The sequence below is a fragment of the Thalassospira sp. CH_XMU1420-2 genome, from assembly GCF_037029325.1.
Lineage (GTDB): Bacteria > Pseudomonadota > Alphaproteobacteria > Rhodospirillales > Thalassospiraceae > Thalassospira > Thalassospira povalilytica.
This window is the reverse complement of sequence record NZ_JAYMEG010000003.1, coordinates 558,278-576,599: the sequence shown is the minus strand read 5'-3', so window position 1 is coordinate 576,599 and position 18,322 is coordinate 558,278. Positions and strand designations below refer to the sequence as shown.

Below are 18,322 nucleotides of genomic sequence, written 5' to 3'. Positions count from 1 at the left end.
CCTAGCCCACGGTTTCCGAAAGAGTCTGTTTGCTGAGTTTGAGGCCAACCCAGACAATTACGGACGACAATATCAGCAACAGGAACCCAAACGCGGAGCCGGATTCCCAGTTAAAGCGTGTGATGAACTGGGTATAGATCTGCTCTGTGAACCACAGGCTGTCTTTCCCGCCCAAAAGATTTGGGGTCAGATAATTGCCCAGCGTCAGCATGAAGACCACGATACAACCGGACGCAATACCGGGCATTGCATGCGGGATAACGATATCGCGGGTCACGGTAAATGCATTCCCGCCCAGGTCATAACCGGCCTCAATCAGGCTGTCATCCAAACTGTCGAGAACTGACACAAGGGGGACAACCATGAACAACATGGATGTGTAAACAAGGCCAACCATGATAGCCGCATCGTTATAAAGCATTTCAACCGGGCCATCCGCAAGGCCAGCCCATTGCAGGAAATTGCTGATCACACCGCTTTCACGCAAAAGGATCATCCAGCCGAAGGTCCGCACAAGCTCTGACACCCAGAACGGGATAAGGCACATCAGGAACAGAACGTTCTTGCCTTTGCCTCGCATCACTTTGGCGATGTAATAGGAAACCGGAAAACCGATAATCAGGGTCAAAGCCGTTGCGAAAATCGACATGACCGCAGTGCGGACATAGGTGTTCCAATACAGGGGTTCAGCAAAGAATTCGATATAGTTGATCAGGCTGAATTCATATTTCCCGTACGAAATACGTTCACGCATCGACACCAGAAAAAGATCAACATGCGGAAGAATAACCAGCAGAAACAGCCACAGCAGCAACGGCATTGCCAAAAGCAGCAAGCCGAAGCGGAAAGTGCCGCCCGTGGTTATGGACGCGGATTTGTTCATGCCCCTGCTCCGCTTTGGTTAGCTGCAAAGCATCGGGTATTTTCAACGGTCCAGCCAAGTGTGATTTCGTCACCGGCCCGCACCGACGCATACGCACCGGTTTGCGGTAGTGCCACCGTCATCTCGTGACCGGTTGCAACATCACGAACCTGCAGGCTGCTTGCCGCACCATTAAACAGAACGTTCTCCACCTTGGCGGAAATGGTGTTTTCAGCATCACTGGCCCCGTCAATTGCGATGGCTTCGGGGCGGACAAAGATTTCGACATTCTGACCTTCGACCAGGGGCATATGCGGATCGCGTTTGGCCAACACCTTGCCGCCAGTCGGAAGAATGACTTCGACCTTGTTGTCGTCACCGCTACCGATTGTTCCGGTCCACCGGTTGCTTTCTCCAACGAAGCCGGCAACGAATGCTGTTTTCGGGTTGTAATAAAGATCTTGTGGTGCGCCCACCTGCTCAAAACGGCCGGCATTCATGACGGCAACCTGATCCGACATCACCAGCGCTTCGGACTGGTCATGGGTGATATAGACAAAGGTGGTGCCGATCTCGTGCTGAAGCTGTTTGAGTTCGACTTTCATATGTTCGCGCAACTTAAGATCAAGCGCGCCCAATGGCTCGTCGAGAAGAAGCACAGCCGGGTCAAGCACCAGACAGCGGGCAATGGCGATGCGCTGTTTCTGACCACCGGAAAGCTGATTGACCTGTTTGGGCCCGGCATCGGGCAACCCGACACGGGCCAAGGTTTCGTTGACCTTTTTGGCAATCGTTTGTTTGTCAACACCGCGCCGTTTCAGACCATAGGCAACGTTTTCCGCGACATTCATCATCGGAAACAGGGCCAAATGCTGAAACACCATATTGACAGGCCGACGGTTTGGCGGAACGCCAAGCACCGATGATCCCTTGATCAGGATGTCGCCGGATGTTGGCGCCTGAAACCCTGCCAGCATCCGAAGAAGCGTCGTCTTGCCACATCCGCTTGGACCCAGGATCGAGAAAAAAGAACCCTTCGGGATCGCAAGGGAAATGTCATCGACGGCGGTAAAGTCGTCAAAGGTTTTGACCACATTGCGGCATTCAAGGTCAAATTGGTCAGCCATAGGAGCCCTGTTCACGTTATTTTTGTTGGTGGAGCCTGTTGAACGGTTATTGCCGTTCCTGAAAGCACGATATCCCCGGCACATAAATATGCCGGGGACAAAGGTGTTTGGAAATGTGTTCCGTTAGTTCGACTGTGCTGCTTTCACACGGTCAAGGGTCTTGCCTTCGAGCACTTCCAGACCTGCCGGAACCGTCGGATACCACTTGATGTTGTCAAGATCAGCAGGCGGGAAACTGCCCTGGAACTGAGCTTTCAGCTTGTCATCTGCAAACTCGTCGGCACCTTTGGACGCGGTGAAGTTACCCGCACTTGCCGTGATTTTGGCGGCGATTTCCGGCTGCATCACAAAGTTGATCCACTTATAGGCGGCATCTTCGTTTTTGGTCTTGCGCGGCAAGGCAAAGGTATCGATCCAGCCAAGCGCACCAGACTTCGGTGCAACAAAGGTGATGTCGGCATTGTCGTTATTGAGTTTCCAGCCGCCGGTATCCCACGCCATTGCAGCAACAACTTCACCCGAACGCACCAGGTTAAGCAGCGCATCGCCGCCTTCCCAATAGGTTTTCACGTTGGCTTTGCATTCGATCAGCTTGGCTTCGACGGCATCAAGGATTTCCTGATACTTGGCTTCGTCACCATAAGCGGCAAACGGATCCATACCCATTGCATAGGCAAAACCGATCAGCGTCGGGCGTTTCAGACGATAGGAAACCTTGCCGGCCACTTCCGGTGCGCAAAGATCGGTATAGTCTTTGACAGCCGCCGCTTTGGAAGTGTCAACGATCAAGCCGCTCGTACCCCATACGTGGGGTACACCATACACTTCGCCGTCAACGGTGGTGTTTGATTTGGTTGCGTCGAGCATCGACGGAATGAATTTGTCGCTGTCAATTTTGCCAAGATCAATCGGCTTGTAGATGCCATACTCAAGCTGTGCACCTGCAATGCGATCCTGGGACGGCTGAGCAAGATCGAAACCGCCGCCGCCAGTAGCGCGCAATTTCGAGATCATGTCTTCGTTGTTCGACAGCGTCACTTCAACATCAATGCCGGTTTCTTTTTCGAACAGCTCGACAACTTCGTCAGGGGCATAGCCACCCCAGGTCAGCAGACGAAGTTCTTCAGCCTGAGCAGCCGAAACAAGCGAAACCATTCCTGCAAGTGCTGTAAGGCTGAGCAAGGAACCACGCAATGCGCCGTGTTTTTTTGACATTTTGAACCCTCGTAATAAACGTGATGGCATTTCCCTGTAGCCGGACCGCGCATGCCATTTGGCTTTTGTTTCGTTCCGGCACGGAGCAATATCGCAAACATTGTTGTTGATACGAAAGAAAAAAGGTCATTTTTTCTTTCTTTTGAACAAATCACGTTCATTTTTGCGCCGACACCCGCATCAGGGCAAGTTAAAGTTCTGCAACAATTAATCGACCTTGACGGTCGGTGCGCCCCCAAACGCCAAAAGGCGCCGGTTGTGGCGCCTTTTGATCCGAAGTCCTGAGATTGGAAGCTTTGTGAAATCTATTCTTCCGCGCTGAATTCAGCCGGACAATCGACTTTCTGGTACGCTTTGCCCTTGTCATTGAAAAGATGCGCGGCACCGGCTGGTGCGGATGCTGTAACGGTTTCGCCGATTTTGACACGGCTATGTCCCGGCGCGCGAACAGTGACTCGGTCACCATTGGCAAGCTTCAGATACAAATAGGTAGAGTCGCCCAGCTTCTCGACCACATCGACCACGCCACTGACAGTAAGCGCGCCTTCGTCGCCAAGTCCAAGATGTTCGGGGCGAATGCCAAGCTCAACCTGTTTGCCGATGTCAGCCTGATCAACATTGAACGGCAGAACCGATTGCATGCCCCCGGGGACGGAAACTGTGGCCTGCCCCTGCCCGACGGCATCAATAGTGACCTTGGTGAAGTTCATGGCCGGTGACCCGATAAAACCGGCAACAAAGCGGGTTTCCGGATGATGATAAAGCTGCATCGGCGATCCGACCTGCTCGACATTCCCGCCATTCATCACGACGATCTTGTCCGCCAGTGTCATGGCTTCGACCTGATCGTGCGTGACATAGATGATTGTTGATTTCAGGTCCTGATGCAGCTTGGCAATTTCAATGCGGGTCTGGACACGCAATGCGGCATCAAGGTTGGACAACGGTTCGTCAAACAGGAAGACCTTGGGTTGGCGCACGATCGCACGGCCAATCGCAACGCGCTGGCGCTGACCACCTGAAAGCTCGGACGGACGCCGGTCAAGAAGCTGATCAAGTTGCAGGATGCGGGCGGCTTCGCGTACCCGGGCATCGATTGCCGCCTTGTCCTGTTTGTCGAGCTTAAGCCCGAAGGCCATGTTTTTGTATACCGTCATATGCGGATAAAGTGCATAGGACTGGAACACCATGGCAATACCGCGATCACGCGGGCTTTTGGTGTTTACCACCTCTCCATCGATCATCAGATCGCCGCCCGTGATGTCTTCAAGGCCTGCAATAATTCGCAACAAGGTTGATTTGCCGCAGCCCGACGGTCCAACGAACACGACAAATTCACCGTCTTTGACATCCAGATCAATGCCGTGCAGCACATCCACAGCGCCATAGCTTTTACGGATCTGGTCAAGTTTCAAGTCAGCCATTTATTCAAAGCTCCTATCAGCCAACAGTTACTTCACCGCGCCGGATGTCAGGCCGCGAATGAGTTGTCGGGAGAAAATCAGATAAAGGATAAGGATCGGAATGATCGCAAGGCTTAGCGACGCCAGAACCGCATTCCAGTCTGTCACATACTGGCCAATGAATTGCTGCACACCAAGGGTGATGGTCTGCTTGCCGTCACCGGGTGCAAGGATCAGCGGGAACCACAGATCATTCCAGATCGGGATCATTGTAAATACAGCAACCGTCGCAACAGCGGGCCGGATCAAAGGCAAAATGATCGCAAAGAAAATCTTGAACTCCCCGACCCCGTCGCATCTTGCGGCTTCTTTCAAATCCTTGGGAATTTGATGCATGAATTCGGTCAGGATAAAGATTGCCAAGGGCAAGCCTTGTGCGACATAGACCAGCACCAGTGCCGTCAGGGTGTTGACCAACCCCATATCGACAATCAGGTTCAGGATAGATACCGATCCCAGACGGATCGGCACCATGATGCCAATCGCAAGATACAGGGCCAATGCGGTGTTACCCGGAAACTTGTATTCCGACAGCGCCCATGCCGCCATTGCTGCCAACAGCAGAACAATAACGATGGTCACGATGGTCACGGTAAAGCTGTTATAGAAAAACAGTTCGAAATTGGATTTCGCCAGAACCTTGGTGAATCCTTCAAGACTGAAGGTCTCCGCATTCGGCAAGCCCATCGGATCGCGAAAGATCCCTTTGCGCGTCTTGAAGGCGTTGATGACCACAAGAAAAATCGGATAAAGCGCAACCAGGGTATAGGTCAGCAAGATCGCGTGCACGATGACTGCGCGGCTGGCGTCTTCTCTACGGATGTTTGCAAAACTCATATTCGCCCCCGACTACAGCTGATAGCGCGCCAGTCGGCGCTGAATGGCGAACAGATAGAACAGAACGCCTGCCAGAATGATCAGGAACATCAAGGATGCAACGGTGGCACCCAAATGCGGATCGCCCAGCTGCAACTGATAACCAAAGAATGTGCGATAGAACAAGGTGCCCATAATGTCGGTCGAAAAGTTGGGGCCGGCCAACGCACCCTTTACCGCATATATCAGATCGAATGCATTGAAATTACCGACAAAAGTCAAAATCGACACCATCGCGACAGTCGGCAAAACCAATGGCAGTTTGATGTGAATGAAGACTTCGAAATGGGTCGCGCCATCAACAATGGCCGCATCCACCAGATCGTCCGGAATGGCCAGCAAGGCCGCATAGATCAGCATCAAAGGAATGCCGACCCACTGCCAGACCGAAATGAAGGAAAGCGTAATCAGTGCACTGCCTTCTTTGCCAAGCCACGGCCCAAACAGCGACTTCAGGCCAATAATATCAAGAAGGTCCGCACCAACTCCCCAAACCGGGCTCAGGATCAACTGCCAGATGAAGCCGACAATCACGACTGATAACATGGTCGGCATGATCATCATGGTGCGATATGTGTTGCGGAACCGCAATTGCGGCAGGCTCAGAATACCGGCCAGCGCGATACCGATCGGGTTCTGGATCAGCATATGAACCGCAAAGAACTTCATATTGTTCCAGAAGCTGTTCCAGAAGGTCGCAGACCAGTCCGGATCCGCCAAAATCGTACGGTAATTGTCAAGGCCGACAAAAGCCGCCTCACCGCCGCTTGGCGTTGCGTAGAAGCTTAACCGGATGGAATCAAGCAGCGGATAGATCATAAACAGTGTGTAAATGATCGTTGCTGGGGCCAGAAAGGCAATCACAGGCAGTTTTGCCTTGCGCCAATCGGTCATGGGGCCGGAATGCGCCATACCCTGTCCTGTTATCCAAGATTTGAAAGAATGAAGACCTGCTTGGATCTTCTGTAATCAGTGAACCGCATTTTCGCCCGGCGGTCGGGCTGCTTGCCTGCAATGTCACGGCAAACATCAACGATGAATGAAGGATGGCAGAAACCGGTCGTTCCCGCCATCCTTTCAGTTCTTTACTGGTGCGGTGCGTACCATTTCGCCAGACCAGCTTCCGCAGCGCCGGCTGCTTCTTCCGGGGTCAGCGTACCGTTGATAACCTGGGCGGAAAGGTTCCACAGGTCGTTTTCAAGGTTCGGCGTGCCACGCGAAAGGATCTGGTAAGAGTTACGAATGGTGGACTCGCACTTCTGGCGCCAGCTTACAAACTCGCTGGCGACCGGATCGGTTACTTCGACCGTGTGGTTCGACAAGGAGAAGAATCCCGGCAGCGCGTTGGAATAAAGCTCGGCAAATTCCGAACCGGTCATCCATTCAAGAAACAGCTTTGCTTCGGCCGCGTTTTTGGAATCCGCATTCAGACCAAGTGCAATATCGGTGTGGTCACTGATATAGCAGGTGTCTGCACCGGCTGCTGCGGGCGGCGGGAATGCACCGAACTCGAAATCGGCCTGGTTGTTAAACAGCGAAATGTCCCAGGAACCTGCCGGATAAACGGCGGCACGACCAAGCGAGAACAGGTTCTGTGCATCCGGATAGGAAATGGCTTCATAGCCGTCCGGAAGGTAGTTTTTCCAGCTTGCCAGTTCCTTGAAGGTGTCGACATAGGCGGCATCGGTGAATTTTGCGCTGCCATCGATCAATGCCTTGCGGCCTGCTTCACCGTCCCAGTAGTTGGGACCGATATTCTGGAAGCCCATGGTGGCTGCTTCCCACTGGTCCGCAGTGCCCATCGCCATCGGGATGTAGCTGCCGTCTTCCTTGATCTTATCAAGGGCAGCATAAAACTCTTCGCGGGTTTTCGGGACTTCAACACCAACTTCTTCAAAGGCTTCCTTGTTATAGATGAAGCCATGAATGACCGATGCCATCGGCAAGCAGAAAGTGACTGCGCCATCGTCGGTCTGCCAGGCAGATTTGGCAACGTCCGAGAAGTTGTCCATGCCTTTAAGGTCATCAAGAGCGGCAAGATTGCCCTGCTTGTAAAGTTCAAGCGATGCATCAAACGGACGGCAAGTGATCAGGTCACCCGCGGTACCACCAGCCAGTTTTGCGTTTACCGATGCGTTATATTCGGTCGGCGGGGTCGGCTTGAACGACACCTTGATGTCAGGGTGAACTTCATTGAATGCCGGAATGATTTTTTCATTCCAGATATCAATATCGTCATTGCGCCAGCTTTCAATTACGAGTTCGCCAGCAGACGCTATCAACGGAACCAGGGCGACACTTGCCGCCAGGGCCCCGGCCAGGCCTTTTGCTAAGACTTTATTCGACATTTATGCCTCCTCTGATCAATGTCGGCGGACTGGCACCGTGTTGATGTCAGTTCCTGTACTCAAGTGCCGCCCGGAGATTTCCATTAGACAGCGCAAGAATTTCTTTTGCCTGGTCGGGGCTGTGGCCCTTGGTCACCAGCACCGCCACGCGGATATCGAAATCGGATTTTTCAAGGGCGTCTGATGCAAGTTCGGCGTCGCAATATGCAATATGTGACACGATCCGTACTGCCCGGCCCCGAAGTTTGATGTTCTCGGCGCGCATGCCAACCATCAGGTTGTCAAACAATCGGCCCAACTTGTTCATCACAAGGGTCGACAGAATGTTCAAAGCTGCTTTTTGCGCGGTACCGGCCCCCATGCGGGTGGATCCGGCAACCACTTCCGGCGCGCTATCAAGAAAGATACCGGTTTCTGCGACGCCAAGAATTTTGCCATCCTGATTGTTACAGATGCCCACCGTGAAGGCCCCGCGATCACGGGCAAGTTCGAGCGCGCGCACCGTATAAGGGGTCGCGCCGCTGGCAGCGATCGCAATTACTGCATCATTTTCTGAAATGTTGTTCTGGGAAATTTCACGTTCGGCAAGGCTGGTATCATCCTCGGCACCATTGAATTCGTTCGGCGCACTTTGAACCCCGCCAGCCAGCATCACGATGGTATGGCTTTCAGGCCAGCCAAAGGTGCCGCCAAGTTCTTTGGCATCTTGCCAGGCGACAGTACCCGATGTTCCGGCTCCGACGTAAACGAGACGCCCGCCGCCCCCAAGGCGGCGCGCTATCCCGTTGGCGGCTGTCGCCAAATCCCCCAGGATCGGACCAACCGAGGCCACAGCGCGCATCTGGCCTTCCCACAAGGCCATAAGGAAATCGGCGTCGGACCATTGATCCAACCCGGCAAATCGCGAATCAAAATCTTCTGTGCGTGATGCCATTTTTCCGTCTCCCTCTGCAAATTAAATACCATTGTGATACCAGCAACGCAAGCCGCTTGATGAATAATTTGTGCCATAGCTCGGGTATTGGGAGATATCTCTAGTTAAAACAATGCATTGCATAGGGATGTCAATTTTGTGCAAAAGCTTCTGCGTAGATGTACGGACTCCAAACTCAGACCAGTAACAGTTTTAGTGGCGTTATATTGGTATTGCTTTTTAAGATACCACTCTGCTATGCTCGCCCCATGAATGAGAAGGCAGTTGCTTTGAGATGAAAAACGAACAGCTTTATCTTGGTGTTGATGGCGGCGGAACGCAGTGCCGCGTTCGGATTGCAGATGCATCCGGACGGATCCTTGGTGAAGCTGTGCGTGGTGGTGCGAATACGCGACTTGGAGTCGATTACGTATTTGGCGAAATCATCGCGGCGGCGAAAATGGCCCTTTCCAATGCCGGACTTGATGAAAAATACCTTGGCGATCTGCATGCGGGCCTTGGGCTTGCGGGACTTCCGCTGACGCGTGATCGTCAACTTGTGCAGTCCTATAATCACCCGTTCGCCGACATCTGCTTTGCGACTGATGCCTACACAGCATGCCTTGGTGCGCATGATGGCCAGAATGGCGCCATCCTGATTGTCGGGACCGGAACATGTGGTCAGGCAATCATCGGGGATCGACAGTTGTCTGTTGCCGGTTGGGGGTTCGAGGTTTCCGATCTTGGAAGCGGCGCGAGAATTGGACGCAATGCCATTGAAACCGCCCTGCTCGCCCATGATGGTCTGGCAAAGAAAACCGATCTGACCGCAGCGGTCATGGCCCGGTTTGATAATGACCCCGAAAATATCGTCATATTTGCGGAAACAGCAAAGCCGTCCGACTATGGAAAACTCTGCCCGATGGTGTTTGATGCCGAAGCGGCTGGTGACAGTGTGGCGATTGACCTGATCCAAGTTGCCGTCGACGCCAATCTGGCAATCTTGCGCCGGTTGGTTGATTTCGGTGCGCCGCGACTGACCCTGATGGGCGGACTGGCAGAACAGATGGCCCGGCGCATGCCACCCGAAATTGCCGAATTGCTGGTTCCCGCGAAATTTGACGCCATGCATGGGGCTATCTTGATGGCCAAGCAACATGAAAGAGCCGCCGCATGATCGCAACGTCGGACGTCATTGCCAATCTCAGAACCCGCGACATCGAAAATAACGGGAATGGTCCTTTGTACCGTCGGCTGCAATCGGCGCTTAAGGCTGTGATTGATGATGGAATTTTGCAGGTCGAAGATGCCCTGCCCAGTGAACGCGATCTGGCAACGGAACTTGGCATTTCACGGGTAACGGTTCGCAATGCGATGCGCGCCCTTGTCGAGGAAGGTGTTCTGGTTCAACGCCACGGTGCCGGAACGTTCGTTGCACCGCGTGTCGAGCAGGCCCTGTCACGCCTGACATCCTTTACCGAGGACATGATCACCCGTGGCATGGATCCCGGTGCCATCTGGATCGAAAAAACACTTGGCCATGCCTCACCCGAAGAAGCCATGGCGCTTAATCTGTCGCCGGGTACCGAAGTTACAAGGCTGCGTCGTCTGCGTACTGCCAATGACAAGCCGATGGCACTTGAATATGCGGTAATTCCGCGCGCTTTCCTTCCCAGCCCGGATGAAGTCGACAAATCGCTTTATGACGCGCTGGCGAAATACAACAAAAAGCCTGAACGTGCGCTTCAGCGGCTTCGGGCAGAACTTTTCGATGGCGAAACCGCCAAAATTCTGGGCGTTCCGGAAGGCAGTGCCGCGCTCTATATCGAGCGGCGGTCCTTCCTGGCAAATGGAACCCCGGTTGAGTTCACCCGGTCCTATTACCGCGGTGACAGTTACGACTTTATTGCTGAAATGCAGGTGGATGCCCGTTGACCAGATCAACGCATCCACCGGAAACCAAGGGAATACGGCATATGACAACGAATTGGCGCCCGCAAACACAGATGGGCCGCGAATTGGCAGAGGCCCCGGAAGTCGTTGCAACGCAGCTTGCCGGCAACAAGGACGCAATTGCCAAACTTGCTGACGATCTGCGCGCCAATCCACCGAAATTTGTTGTGACCTGTGGTCGTGGCAGCTCGGACCACGCGACCCTTTATGCCAAGTACCTTATTGAAAGTCAGTTGGGCATTCCGGTGGTATCGGCCGCACCCTCGATCGTATCAATCTATAACCGGTCGATCGCTTCAAAGGATGCACTGTTCATCGCAGTTTCCCAATCAGGCAAGAGTCCCGACCTTGTCAAAAATGCCGAGGCGGCCCGTGACGCAGGCGCGCGAACCGTCGCACTGGTCAATGTGGTCGACTCCCCGCTTGCCGAAACTGTCGATCATGTCATCCCCCTGATGGCTGGTCCGGAAACAAGTGTTGCGGCGACCAAATCCTATATCGCCACATTGTCGGCGATTGCCCAGATCGTCGGTGCATGGACACAGGACGACGCATTCAACAAGGGTCTTGGCAATCTTCCGCAATCCCTGCGCACGGCACTTGAAAAGGATTGGCTGGGGGCCTCGGAAACCATCGCCAAATCAAACGGGCTTTATGTCATTGGCCGCGGACCTGCCTTTGCAATCGCCCAGGAGGCCGCCCTTAAATTCAAAGAAACCAGTAGCTTGCATGCCGAAGCTTTCAGCGCGGCTGAAGTCAAGCATGGCCCGATGGCGCTGGTAACGCCGACCTTCCCGATGTTGGTCTTTTCACAGCAAGACGCATCGCGTGACAGTGTCGAGGACTTCCTGGCGGAAATGCGTGCCAAGACCGACAACCTGTTTGCAGCCGAAACCGGCTATGCGGACGTAAAGGGACACCTTCCGGTGGTCGAGGATATCCATCCGTTGCTTGCCCCGATTACGATGATCCAGACCTTCTATACACTTGCTGAAAGTGTTGCGCTGGCGCGCGGCTGTAATCCGGATGCTCCGCCGCATCTATCGAAAGTGACGGAGACGCACTAATGACCAGTTTTGCCATTGCAAATGCCCGCATTTTCGACGGGACAGAATTTCTCGACGGAATGGCGGTTGTTATACGCGATGGCAAAATTGATGCCATTTGCCCGGATACCGCCCTGCCCGACGGGATTGACGTTGTCGATGGCAAGGGACAGGTTCTTGCCCCCGGACTGATTGATGTTCAGGTCAATGGTGGTGGCGGTGTTCTTTTGAATGATCACCCGGATGTCGCTGGTATTCGCGCCATCATGGCAGCCCATCGCAAATTTGGCACCACGGCGATGCTACCGACCTTGATCACGGATTATCGTGACAAGATGGAAGCAGCCATTGCGGCGGTTGAGGACGCGATTAACGAAAACGTCCCTGGCATCGTCGGCATTCATCTTGAAGGGCCGTATCTGAACAAAGAACGCAAGGGTGTGCATTCAGCCGACATCATCCGCCCGATGGAAGATGACGCAATCGATCTTCTAAGCCGTCTTCCAAATGGCCGGATACTGGTAACAATGGCACCGGAAAAGGCCACCAGCGGGACGATCAAGAAGCTTTCTGACAAAGGCGTTCTTGTCTGTGCCGGGCACACGGCAGGTACCTATGACGACATTCAAATGGCGATCAGCGAAGGTTTGCGCGGCTTTACGCATCTGTTCAATGCCATGAGCCCCCTTACCCATCGCGAACCCGGTGTTGCCGGGGCTGCGATGGCGGATGATGCGACATGGTGCGGCCTGATTGTTGACGGTTATCACGTTCATCCGGCCGCGGTGAAGATTGCTGTAAACGCAAAGGCAACCGGCAAGATCATGCTGGTCACTGATGCCATGCCTACTGTCGGGGCTGCGGACAAGCGATTCAATCTTGGCGGGGAAGAAATCATTGCCACGGATGGCCGTTGCGCCCTTGCGGATGGGACACTGGCGGGCTCCGACCTTGATATGATTGGTGCGGTTCGAAATTGTGTGGAAATGGTCGGGATTGACCTTGGCGAAGCCCTTCGGATGGGATCACTTTACCCGGCTGCGTTCTTGAAACTGGATCATAAAATGGGGCGTATCGCCCCGGGTTATCAGGCGGACATGATCCTGTTTGATGGCGAATACAACGTGACCAGAAGCTGGATCAATGGCGCCGAATAACAGGTACAATCAATAATTTATCAGGTATTTCAGGAGGCACAAAATGAAGCCGGTTCGCATTCTTGTAATTGGGCTTGGCAATATGGGGATGTCCCATGCAAAGGCCTATCACGCCCTTGACGGGTACGAGATTGTCGGCATCTGTGCCCGGTCGCCAATTCCTGCTGATAAATTGCCGGACGGTTTTGCAAACTATCCTCAGTTTACCGATTTTCACACTGCCCTTGCCGAAACGAACCCGGATGCAGTTTCGATAAATACATATACCGAGACCCATGCGGACTTTGCGATTGCCGCCTTTGAAGCCGGTGCGCATGTCTTTATCGAAAAGCCGCTTGCAGCCACTGTCGAAGATGCCGAACGGGTTGTGGCAAGCGCACGCAAACATGACCGCAAGCTCGTGATTGGCTATATCCTGCGCCATCATCCGTCCTGGGAAAAGTTTGTTGAAATTGCCAAGACCCTTGGAAAACCGCTTGTGATGCGCATGAACCTTAACCAGCAAAGCAGTGGTGCATTCTGGGAAACCCATAAACGCCTTCTGAACAGCGTATCGCCCATTGTCGATTGCGGTGTTCATTATCTTGATATCATGTGTCTGATGACCGGGGCCAAACCGGTGTCGGTCAATGCAATCGGTGTTCGCCTGTCTGACGATGTCGCGCCCGACATGTATAATTACGGGCAGTTGCAAGTTCGCTTTGATGACGGTTCTGTTGGCTGGTACGAAGCCGGCTGGGGCCCGATGATCAGCGAAACCGCCTTCTTTGTGAAAGATGTTATTGGCCCGAAAGGCAGCGTATCAATCACCGATGTCGAAGAAAAAGGTGCTGGATCGGCTGACATCGATACGCATACCAAGACAAATGCATTGCGCCTGCATCATTCGGAAACAGACAGTGCCGGTGAATTTACCCGCACAGACGAGATTATCCGCACCGATGACGAACCTGATCATGATGGTCTTTGCCTGCGCGAACAGCAATTTTTCCTAAAGTCTATAACAGAAAATCTTGACCTGACGCAGCATATGGAAGATGCATTGGGCTCTCTACGGATTGCCCTTGCCGCGGATCAGTCGGTTCGCACGGGGGCACCTGTTTTACTCTGACCCCCAGGAGGAGTACCCACATGCCTTCCGTTAAACCCGGTGTTGTTACCGGTGCTGCCTATCGTGACCTTGTCGCTGCCTGCAAGCAGGACGGTTACGCCCTTCCTGCTGTGAATATTACATCGTCAAGCACGATGAACGCAGCCCTTGAAGCCGCTGCGAATGCCGGTTCTGACATCATCATTCAGCTTTCGAATGGTGGCGCACAGTTCTTTGCCGGCAAGGGCATCAAGGACGCCGATGCGGCCCGTGTCGTGGGCGCAGTCTCGGCTGCCCGTCATGCGCAGCTTCTTGCTGAATATTATGGTGTTGCTGTTGTCATGCATACCGACCACGCGAACCGCAAGTTCGTTCCGTGGGTCGATGAAATGCTGAAATGGAGCGAAAAGGCCTATGCCGAAACCGGCAAGGCGCTTTACAGCTCCCACATGCTTGATCTGTCCGAAGAATCGCTTGAAGACAACCTGTCGACTTGCGAAACCTTCCTCAAACGCATGTCCGCCATCGAAATGAGCCTGGAAATCGAACTGGGTGTAACCGGTGGCGAAGAAGACGGAATCGGTCACGAACTTGATACTTCAAGTGACGAGATCGACCCGCGTCTTTACACCCGTCCGGAAGAAGTCGAAGAAGCCTATCGTCGCCTTTCGCCGCTTGGCCATTTCTCGGTCGCAGCTGCATTTGGTAACGTCCACGGCGTCTACAAGCCGGGTAACGTCAAACTGCGTCCGGAAATCCTTTTGGAAAGCCAGAAGTTTGTCGCCGAGAAGCATGGTCTTGATGACCGTCCGCTGGACTTCGTGTTCCATGGCGGTTCGGGTTCGGAAAAAGAAAAAATCGAAGAAGCCGTCGACTATGGCGTCTTCAAGATGAATATCGACACCGATACCCAGTTTGCCTATGCCCGTCCGGTCGGTGAGTATGTTGAAGCAAATGCACGTGCTTTCAAATACCAGGTCGATCCGGAAACGGACAAACCCTACAAGAAAAATTACGACCCGCGTGTCTGGATCCGCGAAGCTGAACTGTCGATGGCAGCGCGCCTCGAAGAAGCCTTCAAGGATCTTGGTGCCACCGGTCGTTCCGTGACCAAAGGCTAAGCCATCTTTTGCTTTGTCTGACCCGTTGGGTCACAGGATTTATGAAACCCGCCGGACTTGTTCGGCGGGTTTTTTCATGCATTTTTGGGTGCGGCGATTGTGTAATGTCAGTCTCCTGACAAATACTGACAGGAACTGTCAGGGGTGCGCTTGCGTATAGTGTTTGCGTCCTCTATACACTTTCCGAACAATTCAGGAACAAAAGGCCCGACATGCTGACGAAAATTTCGGTTCGCGGTGCGAAAGAACACAATCTTCAGAACATTGATGTTGAATTGCCCCGCGATTCACTGGTGGTCATTACCGGCCTGTCGGGATCGGGTAAAAGTTCGCTTGCGTTCGATACGATCTATGCCGAAGGCCAGCGTCGCTATGTCGAAAGCCTGTCTGCATATGCCCGTCAGTTCCTTGAACTGATGCAAAAGCCGGATGTCGAATATATCGATGGTCTGTCGCCGGCCATTTCCATCGAACAAAAAACCACGTCGCGTAACCCGCGTTCGACCGTGGGGACCGTGACCGAGATTTATGACTATATGCGCTTGCTTTGGGCGCGTATCGGCATCCCCTATTCGCCGGCGACCGGCCTTCCGATTGTCAGTCAGACCGTGTCGCAGATGGTCGACCGTGTGATGGAAATGGAAGAAGGAACACGGTTGTATCTTTTGGCGCCGATCGTCCGTGGTCGTAAGGGTGAATACAAAAAAGAACTGCGTGATTTGCGCTCGCGCGGGTTCCAGCGCGTCAAAATTGACGGCGAAATGTATGACATCGATGATGCGCCGGAACTGAATAAAAAGCTGAAGCACGACATTTCTGTTGTTGTCGATCGGTTGATCGTGAAAGACGGCATCGCAACCCGCCTGGCCGACAGTTTTGAAACCGCTCTTGAACTGACTGACGGCATTGTTCTTACCGAAGATGCCAAAACCGGCGAAACAACCGTATTCTCGGCAAAATTCGCCTGCCCGGTTTCCGGCTTCACGATCGAGGAAATCGAACCGCGTCTGTTTTCATTCAACAACCCGTTTGGCGCCTGCCCGGCCTGTGACGGTTTGGGAACCCAGATGGAGTTTGATCCGATGCTGGTTGTTCCCGATGAAAGCAAGACGCTTGAAGATGGGGCGGTCGCACCATGGGCCAGCACCACGTCGAAATATTACCTGCAGACCCTGAAATCAGTCGCAAAGCATTTCGGCTTTAAAACCAATGTTGCCTGGGAAAAATTGCCCAAAACGGCGCAAGACATCATCCTGCATGGGTCGGGTGACGAAGAAGTCACTGTCACCTATGACGATGGATCGCGCAGTTACAAGGTTTCGCGCCCGTTCGAAGGTGTCATTCCGAACATGGCGCGGCGCTGGCGCGAGACAGACAGTCAGTGGGCCCGCGATGAACTGGCCAAATATCAGATGGTGTCGCATTGCCCAACCTGTGCGGGTAAACGTCTGAAGCCCGAAGCATTGGCTGTCAAAGTCGATGGTTGCGACATCTCGCAGGTGACGGATCTTTCAATTGCCAAAGCAGGTGACTGGTTCATCGCCCTTGAAGGCAAGCTGAACGAAAAGGAAACCGAAATCGCGCGCCGTATTCTGCGCGAAATTAATGACCGCTTGCGCTTCCTGCGCGATGTCGGGCTTGATTATCTTTCCATGTCGCGCACATCAGGCACCCTTTCGGGTGGTGAAAGCCAACGTATCCGTCTGGCGTCGCAAATCGGGTCGGGTTTGACCGGTGTTCTGTATGTGCTGGATGAACCGTCCATTGGTCTGCATCAGCGCGACAATGACCGCCTGCTCGATACACTTAAGCGGTTGCGTGATCTCGGGAATACGGTTCTGGTCGTTGAACATGATGAAGACGCCATTCGTGCGGCGGATTATGTGATTGATATGGGCCCGGGTGCCGGTATTCATGGCGGACGCATCGTTGCCCAGGGCACCCCGGAAGAAATTCAGCAAAACCCCGAAAGCCTGACCGGCAAGTATCTGGTTGGTCTTGAACAGATTGCCGTTCCAAAGGAACGTCGCAAAGGCAACGGCAAGTCCATCACGATCAAGGGGGCCAAAGCCAACAACCTTCAGGGCATTGATGTCGACTTCCCATTGGGCAAGTTCATCTGTGTTACCGGCGTGTCAGGTGGCGGGAAATCCAGTCTTGTCATCGAAACGCTATATAAGGCGCTGGCAAAGCGGATGCATAATGCCCGCCATCATCCCGGGGCACATGATGCAATTACCGGGATCGAGCTGATCGACAAGATCATTGATATCGACCAAAGCCCGATCGGGCGAACCCCGCGTTCGAACCCGGTGACCTATACCGGTGCCTTTACCCCGATCCGTGACTGGTTTGCCCAACTGCCGGAAGCCAAGACCCGCGGTTACAAGCCCGGACGTTTTTCATTCAACGTCAAAGGTGGTCGTTGCGAAGCCTGTCAGGGTGACGGTGTCATCAAAATCGAAATGCACTTCCTGCCCGACGTTTATGTCACGTGTGATCAGTGCAAGGGCAAAAGATACAACCGCGAAACGCTGGAAATATCTTTTAAAGGCAAATCGATATCTGATGTTCTTGATATGACGGTGGAAGAAGGCGCGGACTTCTTCAAGGCCGTCCCATCGATCCGTGACAAGATGGAAACCCTTAAACAGGTTGGTCTGTCCTATATCCATCTGGGCCAACAGGCCACAACCCTTTCGGGCGGTGAAGCGCAGCGCGTGAAGCTTGCCAAGGAACTGTCAAAACGGGCGACCGGGCGGACAATCTATATTCTGGATGAACCGACCACCGGTCTTCATTTCCATGATATCCGCAAATTGCTTGAGGTCCTTCATACCCTTGTTGACCAGGGCAACACCGTCGTTGTGATCGAACACAACCTTGATGTCATCAAGACTGCCGACTGGATCATTGATATTGGTCCCGAAGGGGGCGACGGTGGTGGACAACTGGTCGGCACCGGCACGCCCGAAGCCATCATGGCCAATGAGCGAAGCTATACCGGGCGCTATCTTAAACGGCATTTAGGGCTTGAATAACCAAAGGGCTGCTTTCACCAACCGCCGTTACAAAAGCCGCCACGATACAAAGAGAGGCACGAACATTTTCTATGATGTTCGTGCCTCTTTTCTTTTGGACCCTGTATGAG

At 53.4% G+C, this 18,322-nt stretch carries 16 protein-coding genes; 8 read left to right on the top strand and 8 right to left on the bottom strand.

All coding sequences use genetic code 11. From position 1 onward, the window contains the following. Nucleotide 1 precedes the first annotated feature (1 nt). The 3 genes from WA429_RS12340 to WA429_RS12330 form a co-directional block, all read right to left on the bottom strand. On the bottom strand, nucleotides 2-883 hold the full coding sequence (locus WA429_RS12340) for an ABC transporter permease (RefSeq protein WP_114113251.1): 882 nt from the start codon (nucleotides 881-883) through the stop codon (nucleotides 2-4). Continuing rightward, complete coding sequence (locus WA429_RS12335; protein WP_287465061.1) at nucleotides 880-1,989, bottom strand: ABC transporter ATP-binding protein; 1,110 nt, start codon at nucleotides 1,987-1,989, stop codon at nucleotides 880-882. Before WA429_RS12335 ends, WA429_RS12340 begins: the two co-directional genes overlap by 4 nt. Before the next feature lie 123 nt (nucleotides 1,990-2,112). Next, nucleotides 2,113-3,204, bottom strand: a complete 1,092-nt coding sequence (locus tag WA429_RS12330) for an extracellular solute-binding protein (protein WP_068519094.1) — start codon at nucleotides 3,202-3,204, stop codon at nucleotides 2,113-2,115. 51 nt (nucleotides 3,205-3,255) lie between these two features. On the opposite strand from WA429_RS12330, the gene WA429_RS12325 reads away from it, so the two are divergent. After that, nucleotides 3,256-3,489 (top strand): hypothetical protein, encoded by a 234-nt coding sequence (locus WA429_RS12325; RefSeq protein WP_068519095.1) that lies wholly within the window; start codon nucleotides 3,256-3,258, stop codon nucleotides 3,487-3,489. A 20-nt stretch (nucleotides 3,490-3,509) separates the two neighbouring features. Here the strand turns inward: WA429_RS12325 and WA429_RS12320 are convergent, their stop codons facing one another. From WA429_RS12320 to WA429_RS12300, 5 genes are all read right to left on the bottom strand, one after another. After that, nucleotides 3,510-4,628, bottom strand: coding sequence for an ABC transporter ATP-binding protein (locus tag WA429_RS12320; RefSeq protein WP_206927581.1), 1,119 nt, complete (start codon nucleotides 4,626-4,628; stop codon nucleotides 3,510-3,512). Nucleotides 4,629-4,655: 27 nt separating this feature from the next. Next, the gene (locus WA429_RS12315; protein ID WP_068519097.1) at nucleotides 4,656-5,504 is read right to left on the bottom strand and encodes a carbohydrate ABC transporter permease; all 849 of its coding nucleotides are present in this window, start codon (nucleotides 5,502-5,504) and stop codon (nucleotides 4,656-4,658) included. Nucleotides 5,505-5,516: 12 nt separating this feature from the next. Further along, a complete protein-coding gene (locus WA429_RS12310; protein ID WP_250283522.1) occupies nucleotides 5,517-6,455 on the bottom strand; it encodes a carbohydrate ABC transporter permease in 939 nt (312 codons plus the stop codon). Between the two features lie 173 nt (nucleotides 6,456-6,628). Next, nucleotides 6,629-7,891: an ABC transporter substrate-binding protein gene (locus WA429_RS12305; RefSeq protein WP_287465063.1), complete on the bottom strand. Its 1,263-nt coding sequence runs from the start codon at nucleotides 7,889-7,891 to the stop codon at nucleotides 6,629-6,631. 46 nt (nucleotides 7,892-7,937) lie between these two features. Next, a complete protein-coding gene (locus WA429_RS12300) occupies nucleotides 7,938-8,825 on the bottom strand; it encodes an N-acetylmuramic acid 6-phosphate etherase (RefSeq protein WP_287465065.1) in 888 nt (295 codons plus the stop codon). Between the two features lie 274 nt (nucleotides 8,826-9,099). Between WA429_RS12300 and WA429_RS12295 the strand changes: the two genes are divergently transcribed. The 7 genes from WA429_RS12295 to uvrA all read left to right on the top strand — a co-directional run bounded on the left by WA429_RS12295 (nucleotide 9,100) and on the right by uvrA (nucleotide 18,212). Beyond that, complete coding sequence (locus WA429_RS12295) at nucleotides 9,100-9,981, top strand: BadF/BadG/BcrA/BcrD ATPase family protein (RefSeq protein ID WP_287465066.1); 882 nt, start codon at nucleotides 9,100-9,102, stop codon at nucleotides 9,979-9,981. Continuing rightward, nucleotides 9,978-10,739 (top strand): GntR family transcriptional regulator, encoded by a 762-nt coding sequence (locus tag WA429_RS12290; protein WP_068519102.1) that lies wholly within the window; start codon nucleotides 9,978-9,980, stop codon nucleotides 10,737-10,739. Before WA429_RS12295 ends, WA429_RS12290 begins: the two co-directional genes overlap by 4 nt. A 41-nt stretch (nucleotides 10,740-10,780) precedes the next feature. Then, on the top strand, nucleotides 10,781-11,824 hold the full coding sequence (locus tag WA429_RS12285) for an SIS domain-containing protein (protein WP_068519103.1): 1,044 nt from the start codon (nucleotides 10,781-10,783) through the stop codon (nucleotides 11,822-11,824). Beyond that, nucleotides 11,824-12,960, top strand: coding sequence for an N-acetylglucosamine-6-phosphate deacetylase (nagA, locus tag WA429_RS12280; protein WP_287465068.1), 1,137 nt, complete (start codon nucleotides 11,824-11,826; stop codon nucleotides 12,958-12,960). The genes WA429_RS12285 and nagA overlap by 1 nt, the downstream gene beginning before the upstream one ends. A gap of 43 nt (nucleotides 12,961-13,003) precedes the next feature. Then, nucleotides 13,004-14,071, top strand: coding sequence for a Gfo/Idh/MocA family protein (locus WA429_RS12275; protein WP_287465069.1), 1,068 nt, complete (start codon nucleotides 13,004-13,006; stop codon nucleotides 14,069-14,071). 20 nt (nucleotides 14,072-14,091) lie between these two features. Continuing rightward, nucleotides 14,092-15,171, top strand: coding sequence for a class II fructose-bisphosphate aldolase (gene fbaA, locus WA429_RS12270; RefSeq protein ID WP_287465070.1), 1,080 nt, complete (start codon nucleotides 14,092-14,094; stop codon nucleotides 15,169-15,171). Between the two features lie 212 nt (nucleotides 15,172-15,383). Next, nucleotides 15,384-18,212, top strand: a complete 2,829-nt coding sequence (gene uvrA, locus WA429_RS12265; protein ID WP_287465072.1) for an excinuclease ABC subunit UvrA — start codon at nucleotides 15,384-15,386, stop codon at nucleotides 18,210-18,212. The last annotated feature ends 110 nt before the right edge of the window (nucleotides 18,213-18,322 follow it).

Bases quoted from the DNA above. Each gene is read 5' to 3' on its own strand.
- WA429_RS12340 (WP_114113251.1), bottom strand. From the start codon at position 883: ATGAACAAATCCGCGTCCATAACCACGGGCGGCACTTTCCGCTTCGGC.
- WA429_RS12335 (WP_287465061.1), bottom strand. From the start codon at position 1,989: ATGGCTGACCAATTTGACCTTGAATGCCGCAATGTGGTCAAAACCTTT.
- WA429_RS12330 (WP_068519094.1), bottom strand. From the start codon at position 3,204: ATGTCAAAAAAACACGGCGCATTGCGTGGTTCCTTGCTCAGCCTTACA.
- WA429_RS12325 (WP_068519095.1), top strand. From the start codon at position 3,256: ATGCCATTTGGCTTTTGTTTCGTTCCGGCACGGAGCAATATCGCAAAC.
- WA429_RS12320 (WP_206927581.1), bottom strand. From the start codon at position 4,628: ATGGCTGACTTGAAACTTGACCAGATCCGTAAAAGCTATGGCGCTGTG.
- WA429_RS12315 (WP_068519097.1), bottom strand. From the start codon at position 5,504: ATGAGTTTTGCAAACATCCGTAGAGAAGACGCCAGCCGCGCAGTCATC.
- WA429_RS12310 (WP_250283522.1), bottom strand. From the start codon at position 6,455: ATGGCGCATTCCGGCCCCATGACCGATTGGCGCAAGGCAAAACTGCCT.
- WA429_RS12305 (WP_287465063.1), bottom strand. From the start codon at position 7,891: ATGTCGAATAAAGTCTTAGCAAAAGGCCTGGCCGGGGCCCTGGCGGCA.
- WA429_RS12300 (WP_287465065.1), bottom strand. From the start codon at position 8,825: ATGGCATCACGCACAGAAGATTTTGATTCGCGATTTGCCGGGTTGGAT.
- WA429_RS12295 (WP_287465066.1), top strand. From the start codon at position 9,100: ATGAAAAACGAACAGCTTTATCTTGGTGTTGATGGCGGCGGAACGCAG.
- WA429_RS12290 (WP_068519102.1), top strand. From the start codon at position 9,978: ATGATCGCAACGTCGGACGTCATTGCCAATCTCAGAACCCGCGACATC.
- WA429_RS12285 (WP_068519103.1), top strand. From the start codon at position 10,781: ATGACAACGAATTGGCGCCCGCAAACACAGATGGGCCGCGAATTGGCA.
- nagA (WP_287465068.1), top strand. From the start codon at position 11,824: ATGACCAGTTTTGCCATTGCAAATGCCCGCATTTTCGACGGGACAGAA.
- WA429_RS12275 (WP_287465069.1), top strand. From the start codon at position 13,004: ATGAAGCCGGTTCGCATTCTTGTAATTGGGCTTGGCAATATGGGGATG.
- fbaA (WP_287465070.1), top strand. From the start codon at position 14,092: ATGCCTTCCGTTAAACCCGGTGTTGTTACCGGTGCTGCCTATCGTGAC.
- uvrA (WP_287465072.1), top strand. From the start codon at position 15,384: ATGCTGACGAAAATTTCGGTTCGCGGTGCGAAAGAACACAATCTTCAG.